This is a genomic window from Pseudarthrobacter sp. AG30, assembly GCF_003116525.1.
Classification (GTDB): Bacteria; Actinomycetota; Actinomycetes; order Actinomycetales; family Micrococcaceae; genus Arthrobacter.
In genome coordinates this window covers 135,911-157,160 of the sequence record NZ_QEHL01000003.1, presented here as the reverse complement: position 1 = coordinate 157,160, position 21,250 = coordinate 135,911, and the positions used below count along the sequence as shown (strand labels likewise).

17 protein-coding genes are annotated in these 21,250 nt (G+C 67.4%); 12 read left to right on the top strand and 5 right to left on the bottom strand.

Annotated features, from left to right (window positions below; translation table 11 throughout):
• Window positions 1-68: 68 nt before the first annotated feature.
• The 7 genes from DC347_RS03935 to DC347_RS03905 all read left to right on the top strand — a co-directional run bounded on the left by DC347_RS03935 (window position 69) and on the right by DC347_RS03905 (window position 7,760).
• Window positions 69-935: a universal stress protein gene (locus DC347_RS03935; protein ID WP_018761488.1), complete on the top strand. Its 867-nt coding sequence runs from the start codon at window positions 69-71 to the stop codon at window positions 933-935.
• Between the two features lie 62 nt (window positions 936-997).
• Window positions 998-2,596 carry a DUF4389 domain-containing protein gene (locus tag DC347_RS03930; RefSeq protein WP_109044509.1) on the top strand — a complete coding sequence of 533 codons (1,599 nt, stop codon included), beginning with the start codon at window positions 998-1,000 and terminating at the stop codon, window positions 2,594-2,596.
• A 75-nt stretch (window positions 2,597-2,671) separates the two neighbouring features.
• The gene (locus DC347_RS03925; protein ID WP_018761490.1) at window positions 2,672-3,139 is read left to right on the top strand and encodes a universal stress protein; all 468 of its coding nucleotides are present in this window, start codon (window positions 2,672-2,674) and stop codon (window positions 3,137-3,139) included.
• Window positions 3,140-3,191: 52 nt separating this feature from the next.
• Window positions 3,192-4,187, top strand: a complete 996-nt coding sequence (locus tag DC347_RS03920) for a polysaccharide deacetylase family protein (RefSeq protein ID WP_109044508.1) — start codon at window positions 3,192-3,194, stop codon at window positions 4,185-4,187.
• 20 nt (window positions 4,188-4,207) lie between these two features.
• A complete protein-coding gene (locus tag DC347_RS03915) occupies window positions 4,208-6,979 on the top strand; it encodes an HAD-IC family P-type ATPase (RefSeq protein WP_109044507.1) in 2,772 nt (923 codons plus the stop codon).
• 165 nt (window positions 6,980-7,144) lie between these two features.
• A complete protein-coding gene (locus tag DC347_RS03910) occupies window positions 7,145-7,402 on the top strand; it encodes an SHOCT domain-containing protein (protein ID WP_206073878.1) in 258 nt (85 codons plus the stop codon).
• A gap of 37 nt (window positions 7,403-7,439) precedes the next feature.
• Window positions 7,440-7,760, top strand: coding sequence for a DUF3040 domain-containing protein (locus DC347_RS03905; protein ID WP_018761494.1), 321 nt, complete (start codon window positions 7,440-7,442; stop codon window positions 7,758-7,760).
• A gap of 108 nt (window positions 7,761-7,868) precedes the next feature.
• On the opposite strand, the gene DC347_RS03900 is transcribed toward DC347_RS03905, so the two are convergent.
• Entirely contained in the window at window positions 7,869-8,369 is a 501-nt protein-coding gene (locus DC347_RS03900; protein ID WP_018761495.1) for a universal stress protein, read from the bottom strand.
• A gap of 247 nt (window positions 8,370-8,616) precedes the next feature.
• Between DC347_RS03900 and DC347_RS03895 the strand changes: the two genes are divergently transcribed.
• Window positions 8,617-9,291, top strand: a complete 675-nt coding sequence (locus tag DC347_RS03895) for a response regulator transcription factor (RefSeq protein ID WP_109044690.1) — start codon at window positions 8,617-8,619, stop codon at window positions 9,289-9,291.
• 45 nt (window positions 9,292-9,336) lie between these two features.
• Here the strand turns inward: DC347_RS03895 and DC347_RS03890 are convergent, their stop codons facing one another.
• Window positions 9,337-10,989 carry a GAF domain-containing protein gene (locus tag DC347_RS03890; RefSeq protein ID WP_109044505.1) on the bottom strand — a complete coding sequence of 551 codons (1,653 nt, stop codon included), beginning with the start codon at window positions 10,987-10,989 and terminating at the stop codon, window positions 9,337-9,339.
• 241 nt (window positions 10,990-11,230) lie between these two features.
• On the opposite strand from DC347_RS03890, the gene DC347_RS03885 reads away from it, so the two are divergent.
• The 4 genes from DC347_RS03885 to DC347_RS03870 all read left to right on the top strand — a co-directional run bounded on the left by DC347_RS03885 (window position 11,231) and on the right by DC347_RS03870 (window position 15,612).
• Window positions 11,231-11,686: a pyridoxamine 5'-phosphate oxidase family protein gene (locus DC347_RS03885; RefSeq protein WP_109044504.1), complete on the top strand. Its 456-nt coding sequence runs from the start codon at window positions 11,231-11,233 to the stop codon at window positions 11,684-11,686.
• A 74-nt stretch (window positions 11,687-11,760) separates the two neighbouring features.
• On the top strand, window positions 11,761-12,627 hold the full coding sequence (locus DC347_RS03880) for a universal stress protein (RefSeq protein ID WP_109044689.1): 867 nt from the start codon (window positions 11,761-11,763) through the stop codon (window positions 12,625-12,627).
• Between the two features lie 25 nt (window positions 12,628-12,652).
• Window positions 12,653-15,085: an HAD-IC family P-type ATPase gene (locus DC347_RS03875; RefSeq protein WP_109044688.1), complete on the top strand. Its 2,433-nt coding sequence runs from the start codon at window positions 12,653-12,655 to the stop codon at window positions 15,083-15,085.
• Window positions 15,086-15,189: 104 nt separating this feature from the next.
• Window positions 15,190-15,612: an Hsp20/alpha crystallin family protein gene (locus tag DC347_RS03870; protein WP_018761501.1), complete on the top strand. Its 423-nt coding sequence runs from the start codon at window positions 15,190-15,192 to the stop codon at window positions 15,610-15,612.
• A 69-nt stretch (window positions 15,613-15,681) separates the two neighbouring features.
• Here the strand turns inward: DC347_RS03870 and ppsA are convergent, their stop codons facing one another.
• From ppsA to DC347_RS03855, 3 genes are all read right to left on the bottom strand, one after another.
• Entirely contained in the window at window positions 15,682-18,099 is a 2,418-nt protein-coding gene (ppsA, locus tag DC347_RS03865) for a phosphoenolpyruvate synthase (protein WP_109044503.1), read from the bottom strand.
• A gap of 76 nt (window positions 18,100-18,175) precedes the next feature.
• Window positions 18,176-20,749: a cation-transporting P-type ATPase gene (locus DC347_RS03860; RefSeq protein ID WP_109044502.1), complete on the bottom strand. Its 2,574-nt coding sequence runs from the start codon at window positions 20,747-20,749 to the stop codon at window positions 18,176-18,178.
• Window positions 20,746-21,207, bottom strand: coding sequence for a universal stress protein (locus tag DC347_RS03855; RefSeq protein ID WP_018761504.1), 462 nt, complete (start codon window positions 21,205-21,207; stop codon window positions 20,746-20,748). Before DC347_RS03855 ends, DC347_RS03860 begins: the two co-directional genes overlap by 4 nt.
• Window positions 21,208-21,250 lie beyond the last annotated feature (43 nt).

Below are 21,250 nucleotides of genomic sequence, written 5' to 3'. Positions count from 1 at the left end.
TGCCGGTGGGGCGGGGGCCAGTCTTGAAGGGCAGGAAGACCCTTTCACGACAAGCAGGAAGTGCGGCCATGTCATCCCAGAAACCCATCGCCGTGGGCACCAACGATTCAGCACAAAGCCAGGCCGCAGTCTTGTGGGCTGCCCGCCGTGCACACGACGCCAAGCTGCCCCTGGTGATCCTCCACGTCGTCGATGACCGGTGGATCGCCGAGCCCTACCCCTGGTTCGGGACCCTGCAGCACGCTGGCGAGGAACTCCTGAAGACCGCCGCCGCGCGCCTTGAAGGATCCGTCCCGATCACGCCCGCCACGGAAATGCTCACCGGGAGCGTGGGCGGGTCGTTGGCCAAATACTCCAAGAAGGCCTCCATGATGGTCATCGGCTCCGGGAGCGGACACCTCGGCGGCACCCTGGCCGACCGGGCGCTCCAGGTTGCCACCGCGGCGAAAGTCCCGGTCGCCGTTATCGGAACCCAGGACCTTGAGGGCAGGACGGGCGTCGTGGTGGGCGTGGATGGGTCCGCGGAATCGACCCAGGCTGTCGCGTTCGCCGCTGCCGAAGCAGACCGCAATGGCGACGAACTCACGGTCGTCTACGCCGTTAACATCCCGAATCCGGTCGTCGATGCGGGCCTGACACCCGGCGCCCTCGCTGACCTGATCGTCGATGAGGAACGCGTTGTCCTCTCCGAAACCGTCGCGGGGCTCAAGGAAGACTACCCCGACCTGACGGTGCACCAGCGCCTTGTATCGGACAAGGGCCCGGTGGACGCCCTGGTCGACGCCGCCGCAGGGGCCCGCCTCCTGGTGGTGGGCAGCCGCGGACGGGGCGCCTTCAAGCGCCTGCTCCTTGGTTCCACCGCCCATGGCGTGCTGAAGCACCTTCCTTGCCCCACCATCATTACCCGGACCCAGGCCATGAAGGACACCATCTAGCCGCAGAGCCTGCAGGTCCTCTTCCCCACCTGTCCATGACCCCACCCGGAAGGTCCGGCGCCATGAAAAAACCCGCCGCAATCATCATGCTGATCCTTGGGATCCTGCTGGCACTCCCGGGCCTTGCAGCACTGGCGGGAGGCGCCGTGGCTTCCGCAGTGGGGTCGATCCAGGGAGACGGATTCCTCACGTCCGGTACGTCACGGTTCTCGGTGAACTCCTTCGCCCTGACTTCCCCACGCGGCGACACCATGGGGCAGGAAGTGCCCGGCCGGCTTCCCTTTGACATTGGTACCCTGCGGCTGCGGGCAGAATCCGAGACGGCGGGCAAGGCGGTCTTCATTGGCATCGCACCGCAGGCCGACGTCGAAAAGTACCTGGCCGGCGTGCACCACTCCGAACTGCTCAACGTCTCCCAGCGGCCGTTCCGGGCCGATTACCGTGATGTTCCCGGGACCAGTCCTGCCACACCGCCGGCGGACCAAGGCATCTGGAGCGCCTCGGTTTCCGGCTTCGGCCAGCAGGAACTCACCTGGAACCTGGCACCGGGGGCCTGGGAAATCGTGGTGATGAACGCTGACGCCTCCTCCGGCGTGGACGTCCAACTGCAGGCGGGCTTCCACTCAGACCTCTTCCGTCCGGCGGCCACGGCCCTGCTGGTGGCCGGGATTATTGCCCTGCTGATCGGGATACCCCTGATCATTGTCGGCGCGGCTGGGCTGGGGCGGCACGCAGGACCCCCAAGGGGCGGCCCGCCGGTGGGAGCACCGGCAACCGCAGGCCCGGCGATGGCCATGGCCGGGCCAGGCCAGGCCGCCGGACCAGCAGTACCCGGCACTCCGGCGCCGTACGGGGCATTCCATGAACCACAAGCCTTCGCTCCGGTACCTGTTCCCCCCACGGGCTACCCGGCGAGGCTGGTCGGCGAACTGGATCCAGGCCTCTCCCGCTGGTTGTGGCTGGTCAAGTGGTTCCTGGCCATTCCACACTTCATCCTTCTGTTCTTCCTCTGGTTCGCCTTTGTCATCACCACGATCGTGGCAGGATTCGCCATCCTGTTCACCGGCCACTACCCGCGGGCACTGTTCGACTTCAACGTCGGCGTGATGCGCTGGAACTGGCGGGTGGCCTTCTACGCCTACGCCGCCGTCGGCACCGATCTCTACCCGCCTTTCACGCTGAGGCGCACCAACTATCCTGCCGACTTCGACGTGGACTACCCTGAGCGGCTCTCCCGCGGCCTGGTCCTGGTGAAATGGTGGCTCCTGGCCATCCCGCATCTTCTCCTCGTGGCCGCAATCGCGGGCACCACGGGCGCCGTATGGCGGTGGGAGGCAGGGAACGACATCATCGGTGGCACGTATGAACGCGGATCGGGCCTGTCCCTCCTGGGCCTGCTGGTGCTGATTGCGGCGGTCATCCTGTTGTTCACCGGCCGCTACCAGCGTCCATTGTTCGATTTCATCCTCGGCGTGGACCGCTGGATCTACAGGGTCCTGGTGTACACCTCACTGATGCGTGACGAGTACCCGCCCTTCCGGCTGGACCAAGGTGCCGGTGAGCCCGGCTTGGCCCCGGCCGCTCCCCCGGCGGGCCTTCCACCCGCCGCGGCCGGGCCGCCTCCGGCGGCCGGGCCCCAAAGCGTGGGGCCGGCGCAGTGACCTTCGCCCCTACCTCCCGGCCGCCGGGGCGAACGATGATGGGCGTGACCAGCCGGGTCCGATTGAGGAGCAGACATGAGCGTTGCCGGGGCACCGATAACCAACATCGTGGTGGGCGTCGACGGATCGGAGGCGTCCGTTGAAGCCCTCCGCCAGGCCCAGCGGATGGCCGTCCCGTTGGGCGCCAAAGTCCAGGCGGTAGCCTGCTGGGACTACCCCCAGGTGTATACCGGCTACGTGATGATGGGCGTGGAAGGCTTCGAGGAAGGCGCTAAAGCAGTCCTCGACGGCGCCGTGACGCAGGCCTTCGGCGCCGACACGCCGTCGAACGTCACCGCCACGCTGGTCCGGAGCCATCCGCGGGAGGCGCTGATCGACGCCAGCCGCGAGGCTGACATGGTCGTGGTGGGGCGCCGCGGGCACGGCGGGTTCGGCGGCCTGCTCCTGGGCTCGGTGAGCTCCGCCGTCGTCGCCCATGCCCACTGCCCGGTCCTGGTGGTTCACACCCCGGAGGCCAGCACCGCCGATTCCAAGGCCTCCTGACGGCGACGGCGACGACGCCAACAGCCACCGGCGTGCCGGGCGGGTGAGGCAAGTGCCGGCGGATGACGTACGACGACGGACGCTCGCCCTGGCGATCGCCGGCGCGTTGGTGGTCCTCGCCGTCGCCCTGGCCCTGTTTCGCCCGGCACCGGCGGCCGGCCCGCCCCTGCCCACCCCGTCGGGGCCGTCTGACGCCCCGACCGCAACCCAACCCATCCGGTCCGCATCCGCCAGCGCGGATGCTGCCCCCGGCACTGCGCCGCCGGCAGAAACGGACACGCCCGAAGCGGGCGGGACACCGGTGGAACCTCCAGCCACGATCCCGCCGGCCGGGCCCTCCGAGGTACCGGATGAACCGGTGGCACCCCCGGCACCCCCGGCACCCCCGGCTCCCCCGCTCCCGGAGTTTCCCGAAGCCCTCCGCGGCCAGGACCTCACAGTCGTTCCCGGGGCAGGCCCCAACGTCGCACTCACCTTCGATGCCGGAGCCAACGCGGCAGGGCTGGCTGGAATCCTGTCCACCCTCGCGGCCAAGGGCGTTGCCGGCACTTTCTTCCTGACCGGAAACTGGGCTGCCAGCAACCCGCAGGGAGTGGCACAGATTGCCGCAGCCGGGCACCGGGTGGCAAACCATTCCATGACGCATCCAGGGTTCACCGGGCTGGCAGGGGACGCCATCGTCAACGAGGTGCGAAGTGCAGAACAGGCCATCCTGGCCGCGGGCGCCGACCCCAGGCCCCTGTTCCGGTTCCCCTACGGGGACCGTGATGCGCGGACCATCGCGGCCGTCAACGCCCTGGGATATGTGGCTGTTCGATGGACGGTGGACACTTTGGGGTGGAAAGGAACCAGTGGCGGCGCCAGCGTCCAGTCGGTGGCCGACCGTGTCCAGGCCGGGCTGCAGCCCGGGGAGATCGTCCTGATGCACATCGGTTCAAATCCCGACGACGGCACCACGCTCGACGCGGACGCCCTCCCCCGGGTCATCGACCGCATCAGGGCCGCTGGCTACGGTTTTGTCACTCTCGATGCCCTGCTGGCGCGCTAGCCTCCGGCCGCACCACCATCATGGGCAACAAGACGCCGGCAGGGACCACCCCGGCAGGCACCCCGGGCCCGGCCCACCATGGACTGCCCGTCCACGAAGTGGTGCTGCTGTTTGGCACGGACACCGCCATAGGCCTGGACCCGGCCGAGGTGGTCCGCCGGCGGGCGCAGTTCGGCGCGAACATGCTTCCCCGGCCACGGCGCGGGGGTATTGCCGGCAAACTCGGGCGCCAGTTCAACAACCCGCTGGTTTACGTCCTGCTGGCGTCCGCCGCGGTGACCGCGTTCCTTCGCGGGTTCCTGGACGCCGGGGTGATCCTCGCCGTGGTTCTGGTCAATACGCTCATCGGTTTCATCCAGGAGGTTCGGGCCGACGCGGCCCTCGATGCCCTCCACTCCATGGTTCGCACCAATGCGGCAGTCGTGCGGCGCGGCGAAAGGTTGAGCGTTCCCTCCGAAGACCTGGTGCCCGGAGACCTGGTGCTGCTGGAAGCGGGTGACAGGGTCCCCGCCGACCTGCGCCTGGTCCGCCTTTCAGCGATGCGGGTGGATGAATCCGCCCTGAGCGGCGAATCCGAACCGGTTGCCAAGGACCAGGTGGTGCTCCCCCGGTCCACACCCGTGGCAGACCGGCGGAACATGCTGTACAGCGGCACGTTGGTGACTGCCGGAACCGGGGCAGGGATCGTCGTCGCTATCGGCGGCGAAACCGAACTCGGCGAAATCCACCGGCTCATCGGCGACATCCGGCCCGAGGCCACGCCCCTTACGCGCAAGCTGGCACGGTTCAGCACAACGCTTACCGCGGCCATCCTTGCACTGGCGGGCGTGGCTTTCCTTGCCGGCGTGGCGCGCGGTGAACCGCCCGAAGAAATGTTCACCGCAGCGGTCGCCCTTGCCGTTGGGGCCATCCCCGAAGGCCTGCCAGCCGCTGTCACGGTGACCCTTGCCATCGGCGTTCGCCGGATGGCGAGGCGCCGTGCCGTGGTCCGCCGGCTTCCGGTTGTGGAGACGATCGGCAGTGTCACCGTGATCTGTTCGGACAAAACAGGAACCTTCACCGAAAACCAGATGACCGTCCGAGTCCTCTGGACCCCTGCCGGCAGGTATGGCGTGACAGGCACCGGCTACAGCCCGGAGGGACACATCATTCCCCCAAGCACCATCCACACCGGCGGCACAGCGCAGCCGCCGGTGTCCCTGGGGCGCGACGGGATCCGGGACGAGGCACTGCGGTGGTGCCTCCTGGCCGGGGCAGCCTGCAATGACGCCGGTGTCCGCCGCGAGGGAGCAACCTGGCAGGTGCGCGGAGATCCCACCGAGGCCGCGATGCTGGTGGCCGCCGGGAAGGGAGGCATCTCGCTTGCGGAGTTCCTCGCCGGCTGGCCGCGGCACGCCGAACTGGCCTTTACTCCTGAGCGTCAGTTCATGGCCACGATGCATCGCTCCGCCCATCCGGACGGTACCGGGTTCGTGTTTGTCAAAGGTGCCGTGGAACGTGTCCTTGAACTCTGCGGTGGCGAGATGGACGCACAAGGCGGCGCCAGGCCGCTCCGCAGGCAGGCCGTGGTCAATGCTGCACATGCGCTCGCCGACGGTGGACTGCGTGTGCTGGCAACGGCCATGATGCGCCTCCCCGCGGCTACCGGAGCCCTTGACGGCACGAAGTTGGAAGGACGCATGACCCTGACCGGGCTCCAGGCAATGCACGATCCGCCGCGTGAAGCGGCGGCATCGTCAGTCCTGGCGTGCCGACGCGCCGGGGTGGCCGTCAAGATGATCACCGGCGACCACGTCCGGACCGCCCTGACTGTCGCCGCGGCGGTAGGGCTGACCAACGGTCCAGAACCCGGAGCAGCGCTCACCGGCGCGGAGCTGGACACCATTCCAGCCGACCGGCTGCCGGATGCGGTGGAACGCGCCACGGTGTTCGCCCGGGTTTCCCCGGAACAGAAGCTCCGCCTTATTCAGGCCCTCCAGTCCCGGGGCCATGTGGCGGCCATGACCGGGGACGGCGTCAACGATGCGCCCGCCCTCCGGCAGGCCAATGTTGGCATATCCATGGGGCGCACCGGAACCGAGGTGGCCAAGGAAGCCTCGGACATTGTCCTGACGGATGACGACTTTGCCACCATTGAGGCTGCCGTTGAAGAAGGACGGAACGTTTTCGACAACCTGGTCAAGTTCATGGTCTGGACCCTGCCAACCAACATGGCAGAGGGGCTGGTGATCCTGGCGGCCATCCTGGCGGGCGGGACGCTCCCCATCCTCCCTACCCAGATCCTCTGGATAAACATGACCACGGCCGTTGCCCTTGGGCTGATGCTCGCCTTCGAACCGAAAGAGCCCGGACTGATGACCCGGCCGCCGAGGGCACCGGACCGTCCGCTCCTGACCTGGGCCCTCACCGTGCGCGTCATGCTCGTCTCAGCGCTCCTGGTCGCGGGCACCTGGTGGCTCTTTGGCCACGAGCTCACCGTCGGCGCATCCGTTGCCCAGGCCCGGACGTCCGCCGTGAATCTCTTCGTGGCCGTTGAGGTCTCCTACCTCTTCAGCTGCCGGTCCCTTACCCGGCCGGCCTGGCGGATCAGGCCATTCGGCAACCGCTGGCTCCTCCTCGGGGTGGGCCTCCAGTCCGCCGGACAGGTGGCCCTCACCTACGTTCCCCTCATGAACGAACTCTTCCATACCGCCCCCATCGGACTGGATGCCTGGCTGCGGATCCTCGGCCTGGCCATGCTCGCATCCTTGGCGGTCGCCGTCGACAAGCGCCTGCGCCGGCAGGGTTTCTAGATCGTTTTCCCGCTGGCTCACGAGCGGCGGCGGATCTGCCGGCGCAGGGCTCCGGTGCCGGCCGGAACGGGACTAATGGCTCTGCCTGCGCCCACCCCGCAATCCAATACTGGAAGGGAAGGCAGCCGGTTGGCGGCGGCCTTCTGTGAATCGGAGGTCGGGGAAGTGTACGGCTGGAACGACGGCATGGGCCTGTGGGGCTATGCCCTGATGAGCATCAGCATGCTGGTGGTCTGGGGAGCGATCATCACCGGCATTGTGCTGCTGGCCCGATCATTGCGGGCCCCCTCCCCGCACAATCCACAGCCTCCGTCTCCGCGGATGGCGGAAGACCTGCTGGCGGAGCGTTTCGCCCGCGGGGAGATCGACGTTGCGGAGTACCAGAACAGGCTGGCCGTCCTGCGCGGCCACCCGGGCACCTGAGCCAAGGTCCGCAGGAAACGGACACGGAGAGCCCACGATGCCTCTTTCCGAATTCGAGAAAAGGGAACTCGAACTGATCGGGCACGGCCTGGAGCAAGACGACCCCAGGCTCGCCGTACTGCTGAACCACGACGCCTTCGCCTTGTCCCGCCGGACAAGCTTCCGGCGCGCAGTGGTGCTCTTCGCGGCCGGGGTCTGCATCCTCCTGCTTGGCCTGGTGGCCCACGCCCCTGTCGTTGGTATTGCCGGCTTCACGGTGATGAACGGTGCCGGGTACTGGGCCATCAAAGATCTGCATTGGTCGCCGCGGAAGGCAGCCCCGCACGCCACCCGGATGGAAGGCACCACCAGCGAATAGCAGGACGACGCCGGCGTCCCGGCTGTGCGGGGCCAAGCGTCCCGGGCGGCATCGGACCAGGCGGGTCGACGTTCAAGCGGGTCGGCGGTGCAGGGCTTCAGGAGCGCTTCAGGGCTGTGCCGTCGCGTCGGTCAGCGCAACTTCTTCCGCGGCACCGGTTTCCGCGGCGTGGACCACGAGTACCGGGCAGTGGGCATGGCTGACAAGGGTTGAACTGACCGAGCCAAGGACAAAGCTGCCGTGGCCCCGCCGTCCCACGATCAGGAGCGATGCGGTGCGGCTCGCGTCCAGGAGAACGGGGCCGGGCTTCCCGCGGACCACCCGGGGGTGCACAAAGGGCGGCGCCTGTCCGAATGCGTCCCGGATCGCCTGGCCCAGCACCTGCTCGGCGGCATACTTGAAACCCTCAATGCCTACGGCCAGGTAAATCCCGTAACCGGCCGGGACATCCCAGCACGCCCATGCTTCAACCGGAGCCCCCAGGGGTTCAGCCACCGCCCGCGCCACGCGCAGCGCCGCGACGGACGCGTCGGAACCATCAACTGCGACGATGATCCTGGGGCGCCGTTCAGGTGCCGCGGACGGCCCTTGGTTCCCTGCTGTTGCCACATTTCCTCCCGTTGCCCTTCGGACCAAGCGTGGACCGGAGCCGGTCGCCGGACCAGGGCCAAAAGTCATGCGGCATACAGCAGCTCCACGGTCCGGACGGTGCACCCCGCAGCGGCAGCACCGGCGCGGCGGACTTTGGTCCCTTCCGGCGGGGCCGGTTGCGGGTAAGAATGGGGTGTGGCCGCTCCGGGGAGCTGCCCGCACAGGTGCGGTTTGGTCCTGCAAGCGTTTGGGAGCGTGGGTGCACATGCATGGAACTGCCGGCAGTGAAGCCACCGGGTCCTCCGGGCCGGTCCGGGTGTTCATCCTTGACGATCATGAACTAGTCCGGCAGGGCCTGAAGGACCTCCTTGAGGGCGAGGGTTTCGTGGTGGTTGGCGAAAGCGGCTCGGCGGCCGAGGCCACCCGCCGTATCCCGGCCCTGCACCCCGACATTGCCGTCCTTGACGGGCGCCTTCCCGACGGGACCGGAATTGAGGTGTGCCGTGATGTCAGGTCCCTTGATCCACGCCTGCGTTGCCTGATCCTCACAAGTTACGACGACGAGCAGGCCCTTCGCGGCGCCGTCCTCGCCGGCGCATCCGGGTACATCCTGAAGCAGATCAGGAGCGATGACCTCTTGGCCGGCATCCGGAGGGCGGCGGCGGGCGAGTCCCTGTTTGAACCGGGCGTTGAGCAACGGATCATCGCGGGCCTTTCCACAGCCCCCACGGACCCCCGCCTGGACGGGCTGAGCACCCAGGAAAAGAAAGTGCTCGCCCTGATCGGCCAAGGCCTGACCAACAGGCAGATTGGCGATGAACTGTTCCTGGCGGAAAAGACGGTCAAGAACTACGTCTCGTCCATCCTGGCCAAGCTCGGTTTTGAACGGCGGACGCAGGCCGCCGTCTACGTCACCCGGAACAGTGCGGACGGCGCCTGACCGGGTACCCCCAACAGAGGTGCCGCGCCGCCGGCCGACGCGCACTCAGGACAGGCGGGCAACCCATTTCACTGACGTGCCCTCGCCGGGGATGCTGTCGATGTCGCAGCGGCCGCCAAGAAGCCCGGCGCGGTAGCGCATGTTGGCAAGCCCGCTTTCCGTGGCGGGTCCGCTGAATCCATGGCCGTTGTCCTTAATGCACAGCTGGACGTCATCGCCGGAAACGGTGAGGCTGACCTGGATCTCCTCGGCACCGGAGTGCCGCAACGCGTTACTGAGCGCTTCGGAGAGCACGGGCAGCAGTTGGGCAGCCAAATCTTCCCTGACCGAATCCACCGGACCGTCGAGCGACACCTTGGGAATCAGCCCGTAGCTGCGCGAGCTTTCCCGGACAACCCGGAGGATCCGGCCGGTGAGGGGTTCCCGTTCCACATCTGCCGTGCGAAGCGAGTAAATGGTGTCCCGCAGCTTGCGGATGGTGTCATCAAGTTCCTTGGTGACCGCAGCAATTCGGTCATGGGCCACGGGGTCTGTAGTGAAGCGTCGCAGGCTTTGGATGCTCAGGCCGGCAGCAAACAACCGCTGGATGACAAGGTCGTGCAGGTCGCGGGCAATCCGTTCCCGATCCGTCAGGAGCAGGTCCTGCTCGCGCAGGGCACTCACGCGTGCCAGGTCCAGGGCCAAGCCGATCCTGCTCCCAAAGATCGAACTGGATTCGGCGTCAGCCTGGGTAAAAGCGGCAGCTCCGTGGGCACGGGCCAGGACAAGCACCCCGTTGCCGCTGTTGCCGTGCCCCAGTTGGCAGACAAGGACAGGCCCCAGCGTTTCGACAATCGCGTGCTCAAAGAGCTGGCGTGGCTCCGGAGCCACGAAAGATTCGCCGGTTGCGAAGACTCCGGTTACTGCACTGGAAACCACCAGTTCCTGCCCTGCCTTGATGCTTTGCACGCCAAGGCACGACCGGCACCGGATCACGCCGTCGCCGGCCGGAACTCCGATGAAGGCCACCGAGGCGTCGGCTGCCTTGAGGGCGGTCCCGGCCACGATATCCAGGCTTTCCGCATCCCCTGCATGGGGCTCCATGATCAGTCGGCTGCTCAGTTCCATGCCGGCCTCCAGCCATTTCTGGCGGCGGCTGCTGTCTTCAAAGAGGCGGGCGTTCTGGATCGCGACCCCGGCTGCGGCCGCCAAGGCCACTGCGAGGTCTTCGTCTTCCTGCGTGAAATCAACGCCGCCCTGCTTTTCGGTCAGGTACAGGTTTCCGAATACCTCGTCCCGGACGCGGACCGGCACACCAAGGAATGTCCTCATCGGCGGATGGTTGGGTGGAAAACCCGACGCTATGGGGTGCTGGCCGAGGTCATGAAGGCGCAGCGGCTTGGGTTCGCGGATCAGGAGCCCGAGGACACCGTGCCCGGTGGGCAGGTCTCCGATGGAACGGATGCCCGCCTCATCAATTCCCACCGTGATGAAGTGGCTGAGCCGACGGTCCTCGCCAATGACACCAAGCGCCCCGTAGCCGGCACCCACCAGGGCGCAGGCAGACCGCACCAGCCGGTCCAGGACCGCTTCAAGGCTCAGGTCTTCCGCGACGGCTATGACGGCCGCCAAGAGGCCGTTGATCCGCTCGCGGGTATCCAGCAGCTCATCGCCCCTGGCTGTGAAATCCCGCAGCAGGTCTTCCATCTGGTCCCGCATTGGGGAGCGCCACGGCTGCTCAGTGCTCACGTCCCACCTCCGGCGGCAAAAGCCCGCAAGGCAGCAGGCCCGTAGCGCGAATCAAGTGTTCGAAGACATCCTCTGGGAGTAGTCTAGGGGCCGCGTCAACGGCAGGCAGTCCCTGCCGGTGACGCTGAGTCCGGCTCACCGCCGCCAGCCCCCTGTACCGGCGGGACCTTTTCCCCTACCGGCCGAATGATCGCGGACCTAGGCTACGGCCATGAACACAGCAGGGGAAGATCCGGAAATCAAGGAACTCGGTGTCCACGATTGTTGGAAACTCCTTCATTCCACATCCGTTTGCAGGATCGCGTTCACGGACGGCGACTCGGTCGAGAACTTTCCCATGAACTTTGTCACCACCAACGGAACCCTGCTGATGCGGACGGGTGGGGCAACAAAACTCTCCTCCTTCGACGGCAAGGCCGTGGCTGTTGAGGCGGACGGCATGAACCAGTACGGAACCATCGCGTGGAGTGTCATCCTCAAGGGGCACGCCACAGTGGTTTCCGATGCCGAGGAGACCCAGGACGCCATGGATGCCGGACTCTCACCGTGGCAACCGGGCCAGAAGAACACCCTGATCCGGGTTACGCCCCACGACATCAGCGGCCGGAGGTTCGTCATCGCGGCACCTACGCACTGGTGGCCGCCCCGGGAGCCGGCAGCGGACTGAAGCTCGCAGCGGCCAGGAACCCGACTTTCGACCTCGCCCCATCCAACGCCACAACACTCCAAAGGATGGCCCCCATGGCACCTGCCAAGCCAATCGCCGTCGGCATCACCAACACACCGGCGTCCGACGCCGCCCTGATGTGGGCCGCCGCACGGGCCGACAGGCTCAAGGCTCCCCTCGCCGTCGTCACCGTGGTCGATGACCGGTGGATGGCCTCCGAAGTACTGCCCTACTTTGAGGTGTTGCGTGAATCAGGCCTGGGCCTGCTCAAGGAGGCCGGCGAGAAGGTCAGTGCCGCCTACCCGGGGCTGAGCCTTTCGCTGAAACTCCTCGAAGGAGGGGTGGGCTCGGCGCTGGGCGCATACTCGAAAGAGGCCGCAATGCTTGTCCTGGGTACCAGCGGCCACTCACGTGGCGCACTGACAGACCGTGCCCTCCAGGCTGCTGCAACGGCCGAATGTCCGGTTGCGGTCATCGGCGGGGGGCAAGAGGCCGGCCGCGGCGTGTTCGTGGGGGTGGACGGTTCCGAGGAGTCAACGCAGGCGGTGGCCTACGCTGCCGCCGAGGCCGACATGCTGGGCGAGGAGCTGACGGTCCTCTACGCGTTCACCGGGCCCAACCGTTGGATCGCGGCGGGACTGCCCTCAAGCAGTTTTGCCACCCATGTGCTCGAGGAGGAGCAGATTGTCCTGGCCGAAACGGAGGCAGGCCTGCGGCAGGACTACCCTGACCTCACCGTGCACACGGTGATGGAAACCGTCGTGGAGCCCGCGGCTGCCCTGGTCCGGGCCGCCTCCGGGGCGCGCCTGCTGGTGCTGGGCAGCCGCGGCAAGGGCGGCTTCGAGCGGCTGTTGCTGGGCTCCACGGTGCACGCGGTGCTGGCACAGCCGCCATGCCCCACCATCATCACGCGGATGCACGTACCGCAGCACGGCGATTGAGCGCGCCCGCTTGGTGGAGCATGCCATGCCGGCCGCCGGGAAAGCCGGGGCCTCCGCCCCCGATGTGGAGGCCCGCCGTGCCCGTGAGGGGCTGACCACCGGTGAAGTCCAGGAGCGGACCGCTGCCGGCCGGATCAACAGCGTGCCCACGGCCACCAGCCGAACGGTCCGGGCGATCATCCAGGCGAACGTGTTGACGCTTTTCAACGCCGTTGTGGGCGGCTGTTTCATCCTGCTGTTCGTCCTGGGCCAGTGGCGTGACGCCCTCTTTGGGTTGTCGGCCATCAGCAACTCGTTGATCGGGATAGTCCAGGAGTACCGGGCCAAGCGTTCGCTCGACCGGTTGGCCATCACGCAGGCGGCGACGAACACGGTGATAAGAAACGGCGCACGGGAACGGATCCCGTCGGCGGGGCTGGTCCCCGACGACACCGTTGTCCTGGCCGGCGGCGACCAGGTCACGGCTGACCTCCTGCTGCTGGGCGGAGCCTCACTGGAGGTGGACGAATCCTTGTTGACCGGCGAATCCGAGCCGGTTCCCAAGATGGGCGGCGCCGTGCTGCTCTCCGGGTCGCTGATCCTGGCGGGCAGCGGCCGGGCCACCGTGCTCAGGGTGGGGCCGGATACGTTCGCGTACCGCCTCGCGGCGGAGGCACGCCGGTTCTCGCTGGTCACGTCGGAGATCCGCAGGGGCCTGGGGAAGGTCTTCGTCGTCATCACATGGTTGCTGCTGCCCACTGCGTTGCTGCTGGTAAACGCGCAGATGCAGGACCGGGGCGGGTGGACGGGTGCCTTCGGCTCGGGGCGGTGGATCCCCGCCGTGGTGGGGGCTGTGGCCGGGATCATGGCGATGATCCCCCTCGGCCTGCTGCTGATGACCAGCGTGGCATTCGCCGTTGGAGGCCTCCGGCTGGCACGCCAAAAGGTCCTGATCCAGGAGCTGGCGGCCGTGGAAGTGCTGGCGAGGGTGGATGTCCTGTGCCTCGACAAGACGGGCACGCTGTCCTCAGGCTCCATGGTGTTCGACGCCGTCCACGCTCAGGGGGCCTTCCGGGCAGCACGCTGGCAGCCGGTGCTGGAGTGGTTCGGGGCCCAATCGGAAGGCGGCAGCACTGCAGCGGCCATTGGTGCGGCTTTTCCCGCGGCCCCGCCGCTGGCGGAACTGTCCGCCATCCCCTTCTCGTCCGCCCGGAAATGGAGTTCTGTCACTGTGGGGCCGGAATCCGGCGCGGCCGGCACGTGGATCCTCGGGGCGCCGGACGCCGTCCTCGGAGGCTCCCCTGGTTGCGCGGCGGCACACAGGGAGGCCGCCGCCCTGGCCTCCACCGGCCTTCGGACGCTGGCCTTGGCCTACCTTCCGGGCATCCTGCCGCCGGATGCGGGCGAGACGGGTCTCCCCACGACACTGGAGCCGGTGCTGCTGATAACTTTCCACGAAAGAATCCGGGCGGACGCCGCCGCGACACTGGACTACTTCCGACGGCAAGGCGTCACCGTGAAGATCATCTCCGGTGACGACCCCCGGACGGTGGCGGCCCTGGCACGGGGAGTTGGCTTCGGCAACGGGGCCGCGTACGACGCACGCCTCCTTCCCGGGGATCCGGCCCAACTGGAGGACATAGTGGACTCGCAGAGCCTCTTTGGCAGCGTCACGCCGTCCCAAAAGCGGGATCTGGTCAGGGCCCTGAAGCGGCGCGGGCACACGGTGGCCATGACCGGCGACGGCGTAAACGACGTCCTGGCACTGAAAGAGGCGGACCTGGGCATCGCCATGGACTCGGCCTCGCCGGCCACCAAGGCGGTGGCCCGGCTGGTTCTCCTTGACGGCCGCTTCGAAAGGCTGCCCGCGGTGGTGGATGAGGGGCGCCGGGCGATCAGCAATATCGAGCGGGTTTCCTTGGTATTCCTCAGCAAGACCGTTTACGCCACGGTCATCTCCGTGGTGTGCGGCATCCTGCTGCTGGCCTTCCCGTTCCTGCCACGGCAGTTGTCCGCACTCGACGGCTTGACCATCGGCCTGCCGGCCTTCTTCCTGGCCCTGCAGCCGGGAGGCGAGCGCTATGCCCCCGGGTTCCTCCGCCGTTCCCTGGCCTTTGCCGTGCCGGCGGGACTCTGCACCGCCGTGTGCGTTTTGGCCGTCAGTGCACTCGCCACAGGCTTCGGCGGGCACACCCGGGAGAACGCGCAGTCCGCAGCCACCGTAACCTTGGGTCTGTTGGCTGCGTGGATCCTGGTGATGGCGTCCCGGCCGCTCAACGGCACCAAGGTCCTGATCCTGGCCGGTATGTACGCGGGCCTGGTCCTCCTGTTCAGTGTGCCCCTGACCCGGCATTTCTTCCGGGTGGATTGGCCTCCCCCGGGCCTGCTGGCCCTCGCGGTCGGGGTTGGCCTGGCAGGCTGCGCGGCCATCGAAGGGGTGGGCCGGTTTACCCGGCACAGGCGCGCCCGTGCCGGGTGAACCGATGCTGGGACCTTGGACTCTGGCTGCTGTCCTGCCAAGAGGGGATGGTGGAAATGCCGGGCGATCCGATGGTCCGGCTTCCACTTGAGCAGGAGGCAGTAATGACTGACCTGATGAAATGGTTCGATTCACGGCGCTCACCCTTGGACGTCATCGAACGGCTTTTTGAAGGTGACGTGGGAACTTCCGCCATCCGGGTGGAGGAGATGGTGGACGGCAATACCCTCGTAGTACGGGCTGAGCTGCCCGGCATCGACCCCGAAAAGGATGTTGACGTCACCGTTTCCGACGGCGTGCTGTCCATCAAGGCGCAGCGGGAGGAAAAGAAGGAACACAAGGACAAAGGCAGTTACCGCTCCGAGTTCCGGTACGGGTCCTTCGTCCGGCGTATTCCGCTTCCCGGTGGCGTCCAACAGGCGGACGTCACCGCCGCCTACAAGGACGGCGTCCTGGAGGTCCGTGCCCCGATGCCTGACCAGGCGGTCGAAGCCAGCGCGTCGAAGATCCCCATCACCAGGGGCTGAGCAGCGCCGGGCGGACGACGCCGGTGCCTGGCCCCCACGGGGACCAGGCACTTTCTATGTCCAGCTGGCTTAGGACGCCTTGCCGGCCGCAGCTTCAGCTGCGGCGATGACCGGAACTGTTTTGACGTAGGTGTCCGGGTTCAACGAAACGGAGTCGATGCCCTGGCCGACCAGGAATTCGGCAAGGTCCGGATGGTTGCTGGGCCCCTGCCCGCAGATTCCGATCTTGATGCCGGCCGCGTGGGCTTTGCGGATGGCCTCGGCAATGAGCGCCGTCACGGCGGGGTCGCGTTCATCGAAGAGGCCGGCAAGCTCCTCGGAGTCGCGGTCCACTCCCAGGACCAGCTGGGTAAGGTCGTTGGACCCGATGGAGAAGCCGTCAAAGCGCTTGGCGAATTCCTCGGCCAGGACCACGTTGGATGGGATCTCGCACATCATGTAGAGCTGCAGGCCGTCAGCGCCACGGACCAGGCCGTGCTCCGCCATCGCCTCGATGACCTGGTCCGCTTCGCCGACTGTGCGGCAGAAGGGGACCATGACGATGACATTGCGGAATCCTGCCTGCTCCCGGACCCGTTTGAGGGCCCTGCACTCCAGGGCGAACCCTTCCCGGTAGTGGTTGCTGTAGTAGCGGGAGGCGCCGCGGAAGCCAATCATGGGGTTCTCCTCGGGACGTTCGAAGAACCTGCCGCCCACCAGGTGGCTGTATTCGTTGCTCTTGAAGTCGCTGAGCCGGACGATCACCGGTTTCGGATGGAAGGGAGCGGCGATCTTGGCGATTCCCGTCGCCAGCATGTCCACGAAGTACTCCTGCGGGTCGTCGTAGCCGCTGGTGAGCCGCCTGATGAGGTCTGCTTCCTGCGGATCAGTCACTTTTTCCGGATGGACCAAGGCCATGGGGTGGACGCGGATCAGGCTGTTGATGATGAACTCCATCCGGGCCAGTCCCACCCCGGCTGCAGGCAGCCGCCACCATTTGAACGCCGCGGCCGGGCTGGCGATGTTGACCATCACATCCGTTCGGGTGGCGGGAAGACCCGCCATGTCCACATCCTCCACTGAGTACTCCAACAGTCCTTCATAGACGCGCCCCTCCTCCCCTTCCGCGCAGGACAAGGTGACCGGGGCGCCGTCGGACAGTATCTCCGTTGCGTTGCGCGTTCCGACGACGGCCGGCACGCCAAGCTCACGGCTGACGATCGCGGCATGGCTCGTGGTCCCGCCGTGATCGGTGACGATGCCGGCGGCGCGCTTCATGACCGGCACCCAGTCGGGGTCGGTCATCCGGGTGACCAGCACGGAACCGTGAACGAAAGACTCGATGTCCTTCGCATCGCGGATCACGCACGCCGCGCCCTTGGCGATGGCATCGCCAATCGCCGCCCCGGTTGCCAGGACCGGGCCGGGGTGCAGGAGGTGGTAGGTCCGGAAGGTGGAGGCGCTTCTGCGCGCCTGGACAGTTTCCGGCCGCGCCTGCACCATGAAAAGGTCACCGGTCAGGCCGTCCTTTGCCCACTCCATGTCCATCGGCCGCCCGTAATGCTGTTCGACGGCGGCGGCCCACCGGGCCAGGAGGACAATTTCCGGGTCGCTCAGCACCAGCGAGCGCCGCTCGCGTTCACTGGTGTCAACGGTCCGGGTCCGTGCATCACCGCCCTGGCTGTACACCATCTTGCGCTCCTTGGCGCCCACGGCCCGTTCGATGACGGGACTGAACCGCGGGTCGGCCAGCAGCGGCTTGAACACCTGGTATTTGTCCGGGTTGATGGTGCCCTGGACCACGGTCTCCCCCAGCCCCCAGGCGGCGCTGATCACCACAACGTCGGGAAAGCCTGATTCGGTGTCAATCGAGAACATCACCCCGGAAGCGCCGACGTCGGACCGGACCATTCTTTGGACCCCCACGGAAAGGGCGACGTCCAGGTGGTCATAGCCCTTCATCTCCCGGTAGCTGATGGCGCGGTCGGTGAACAACGATGCGTAGCAGCGCCTGCAGGCATCAAGGACGCCGCGCTCGCCCGCCACGTTCAGGAAGGTCTCCTGCTGCCCGGCGAAGCTGGCATCGGGCAGGTCCTCTGCCGTGGCGCTGCTGCGCACGGCCACGGGCACCTGGGCCTGCCCCGTCCGGCGGCACAGGTCACGGTAGTGTTCCTGGATGTCTGTGGCGATGGCGTCGGGAAAACTCGCTTGCAGGAACAGTTCCCGGATGGCTGCGCCCGCCTGGCGCAGCGTTGCCCGGCCGGCGCGGTGGTCATCCATGTGCTGCCGGATCCCCGGTTCCAGGCCGTTGGCTGCCAGGAAGGTCCGGTAGGCGGCGGCAGTCGTGGCGAATGCTTCGGGAACCCGCACTCCCGTGGATTGGAGGGACCGGCTCAGCTCACCCAGGGATGCGTTCTTGCCGCCAACCGAAGGTATGTCCGCGAGCCCGGTGTCTTCGATCCAGGTGACATTGACGTTGGCCAGGACGGCTTCTGCGGGGGCACTCATGGCTCGATTCTGGCGGCCGCCGGGCAGGGCAGGCAGAGTCTTTGGTCCCGGTGCCGCCCCCTGGCGGCACCAGTACTTACGCCACGGCGGACCCCTGGGCCGGCCGCAGGCGGTTCCGGACAGCTTTGTGGATCCAGTCGGCTGCCAGGACGGCGGGGGCGGCGAGGAGGGCGAGGGCCATGCCCATGGGGGTAGGCGGGGCCTGGCCCAGCACTGCCGCAAGATAGGGCACGTAGAGGCATGCTGCCAGGATGGCCACTTCAGCCAGCACGGCCCACACCAGCAGCCTGTTGGTCCCCCATCCCAGCTTCCACGGCGGCACGGTGGCGCTCCGGCACGCGAAGGCGTTGGCGAGCTGCCCCAGGACCACCGCCATGAAGGCGGCGCCGGATGCGGCCGCCAGGAGGCCGGGAGCCGGTGGTTGCCCCCGGGTCCAGCCGCCCGCGGCGAGGACAGCGGCGAACACCGCCATTTCCGTCATGGCCTCCACCGGCCCCAGGATGCAGAAAACCCTGATGATCAGCCGCCTGTCCATGAGGTGCCGGCGTTCGGGCGGACGGGACAGGACACGTTTGCCCGGCGCCTCCGCCCCGAGCGCCAGGGCCGGCAGCAGGTCGGTGCCAATGTCCAGGGCAAGGATCTGGAGCACCCCCAACGCCAGCGGAAACTGCCCGCCGGAAAGTGCCCAAATGACGAAGGGGGTCAGTTCCGCCACATTGTCAGTGAGGTGGTAGGTGAGGAAGCGGTGGATGTTGGCGTAGGTGGCACGGCCCTGCTCGATGGCTGCGACGATGGTGCCGAAGTGGTCGTCAAGGAGCACCAGGTCCGACGCCTCCCGCGCCACGTCGGTCCCGCTGAGCCCCATGGCCACGCCGATATCGGCTTCGCGGAGGGCAGGGCCGTCGTTGACGCCGTCGCCGGTCATGGCCACCACATGCCCACGGGCCTGCAGGGCCCTGGCGACGCGGAGCTTCTGCTCGGGCGATACCCTGCTGACTACTACCCCGTCCCGGTCCAAAAGGGCCCCCAGAACCTGGTCGTCCGCGGGAAGGTCCGAACCTTCAAGGACACATTCGGGTGATCCCGTCAGGCCGATTTGGCGGGCAATCGCTGCCGCGGTCCCCGGGTGGTCACCGGTAATCATGGCGATCTTCAGGCCGGCCCGGCGCGCAATCCCAATCACGTCGCCCACATCGGGGCGAGGCGGATCCTGGAGGCCAATCAGGCCGAGGAATTCCAGCCCGGTTTCGAGGTCGGCCGGCGTGCCGGTCTGCCATGTTGCCGGCACTCCCCCGAGTCTCCGCCGCGCGACGGCGATGACGCGCAAGCCACGTGATGCCATCACTTCAACATGTTCCTTGACGTGCGGCGGCACCGAGCCGCACACCGGGAGCACAGTTTCGGGGGCGCCCTTGCAGAACAGGTCCGCTCCCACAAGGGCAGATTCCCGGCGCCGCACCGGGTCAAAAGGCAACCGCCGCGCAGGGGCTGCCCCGGGTCCGGTTCCAGTCAGCCTGCGGGCCAGGACGTCCAGGGCTGCTTCCATCGGATCTCCTTGCGCGCGCCACTGCCCGCCGTGCAGCTCGGCCCGGCCCTGCGACGCCGCCCGTGCTGCGAGTGCGGCGGCGGCCGCCTTGTCCATTCCGTGTCCCTGCACGTCGGCGTCGGGGCCATACCCGTCGCCGGTCACGTGGACGGATCCGTCCGCGGTGAAGACTTCGACGGCGTTCATCCGGTTCTGGGTCAGGGTGCCGGTTTTGTCGGTGCAGATGAATGTTGTGGACCCGAGCGTTTCGACTGCTTCGAGGTTGCGCACCAGTCCGTTGCGTGCAGCCATCCGCTGTGCGCCCATGGCAAGGGAGAGAGTCACGGTGGGAAGGAGCCCCTCCGGTACCAGCGCCACGGCAACGCCAATGGCGAAGAGGAACGAATCGCGCCATTGGAAACCCACCAGCAATGAGGCCATGAAGAAGACGGCCGCGATTCCCAGCGCCATCGCCGCGGTGACCCGGACGATCCGGCGCAGTTCCAGGGACAGTGGTGTGGGGGGCGAAACCGCTTTGCTGGTGAGGTCGGCGATTCCGGCCAGCCTGGTGTTGGCGCCGGTCGCCGTGACGGTCGCTTCCCCGTAACCGTTGACCATGAAGGTGCCGCCCCAGACCCGGTCTCCCGCCGCTTTGGAGACCGATTCGCTTTCGCCGGTCAGCATCGATTCATCCACCGCGCATGCCGAGGCCAGCATGAGGGCCATGTCGGCGGGGAGCCGGTCTCCGGCAGCGAGCAGGACCACGTCGCCCACCACCAGTGCGCTGGCGTGGACGGTCTGCACCTTCCCGTCCCGGCGGACCATGACGTCGGCCGGCAGCAGGGCGCGCAGCTTGGCTGCGGCGTGCTGGGCGCGTTCTTGCTGGATGTGGGCAAACACGCCGTTGACGATCACGACGACGACGATCGCCACCGCCAGCTGGGGCATGTCGGCAATGAAGGCCAACCCGGCGGCACACCAGAGCATGAGGGCGAAGAAGTGCGTCATCTCGGCCCAGAGCTTCCGCCATTGCGGGACGGGTTTTTCAGTGGGCAGCTGGTTGGGGCCGGCCTGTTCCAGGAGTTGCGCGGCCCTTGCAGATGTCAGGCCCTCCGCGGTCCTCACACAGCGTCCGCCTCCTGGCCCACCAGGAGCACCGGGCAGGCGGAGTGCGCTGCGCACGCCTTGGTGACGGACCCCATGGACTGCTTAAGGAGGCCGCCCTCTCCATGCCTGCCCACCACCAGCATCTGCGCCCGGCGGCTTTCGTCCACCAGCACCTTCGCCGGTGGCCCGAATTTGACGTCCACATCGACGTTCGCCGGCCGCTCGCCCGGGAAGGCCCGGCCCAGGGCGTCCTCCACGAGCCGTTCGGCGGCGTCCTCCAGCCTCGCGGTGAACTGCCGGTCTGCCCCCTCGAGGCGTGAGGTCACCAGGTAGTCGGGCATCCCGACGCATGTGATGACCTCAAGGCGGGTCCCCAGGCGGGCGGCCAGCTTGCCGGCATACCGCAGGGCGGCGGAGGAATATTCGGAACCGTCCACGCCAACGATGACGGGCTTGGCCACTGTTTCTGCGTTCATACCACCACGTTGGCCGCTGGTGCATTTGGGCGGAAGGGCCGAA

Bases quoted from the DNA above. Each gene is read 5' to 3' on its own strand.
- DC347_RS03925 (WP_018761490.1), top strand. From the start codon at position 2,672: ATGAGCGTTGCCGGGGCACCGATAACCAACATCGTGGTGGGCGTCGAC.
- DC347_RS03880 (WP_109044689.1), top strand. From the start codon at position 11,761: ATGGCACCTGCCAAGCCAATCGCCGTCGGCATCACCAACACACCGGCG.
- DC347_RS03930 (WP_109044509.1), top strand. From the start codon at position 998: ATGAAAAAACCCGCCGCAATCATCATGCTGATCCTTGGGATCCTGCTG.
- DC347_RS03875 (WP_109044688.1), top strand. From the start codon at position 12,653: ATGCCGGCCGCCGGGAAAGCCGGGGCCTCCGCCCCCGATGTGGAGGCC.
- DC347_RS03890 (WP_109044505.1), bottom strand. From the start codon at position 10,989: ATGCGGGACCAGATGGAAGACCTGCTGCGGGATTTCACAGCCAGGGGC.
- DC347_RS03915 (WP_109044507.1), top strand. From the start codon at position 4,208: ATGGGCAACAAGACGCCGGCAGGGACCACCCCGGCAGGCACCCCGGGC.
- DC347_RS03885 (WP_109044504.1), top strand. From the start codon at position 11,231: ATGAACACAGCAGGGGAAGATCCGGAAATCAAGGAACTCGGTGTCCAC.
- DC347_RS03855 (WP_018761504.1), bottom strand. From the start codon at position 21,207: ATGAACGCAGAAACAGTGGCCAAGCCCGTCATCGTTGGCGTGGACGGT.
- DC347_RS03935 (WP_018761488.1), top strand. From the start codon at position 69: ATGTCATCCCAGAAACCCATCGCCGTGGGCACCAACGATTCAGCACAA.
- ppsA (WP_109044503.1), bottom strand. From the start codon at position 18,099: ATGAGTGCCCCCGCAGAAGCCGTCCTGGCCAACGTCAATGTCACCTGG.
- DC347_RS03895 (WP_109044690.1), top strand. From the start codon at position 8,617: ATGCATGGAACTGCCGGCAGTGAAGCCACCGGGTCCTCCGGGCCGGTC.
- DC347_RS03905 (WP_018761494.1), top strand. From the start codon at position 7,440: ATGCCTCTTTCCGAATTCGAGAAAAGGGAACTCGAACTGATCGGGCAC.
- DC347_RS03870 (WP_018761501.1), top strand. From the start codon at position 15,190: ATGACTGACCTGATGAAATGGTTCGATTCACGGCGCTCACCCTTGGAC.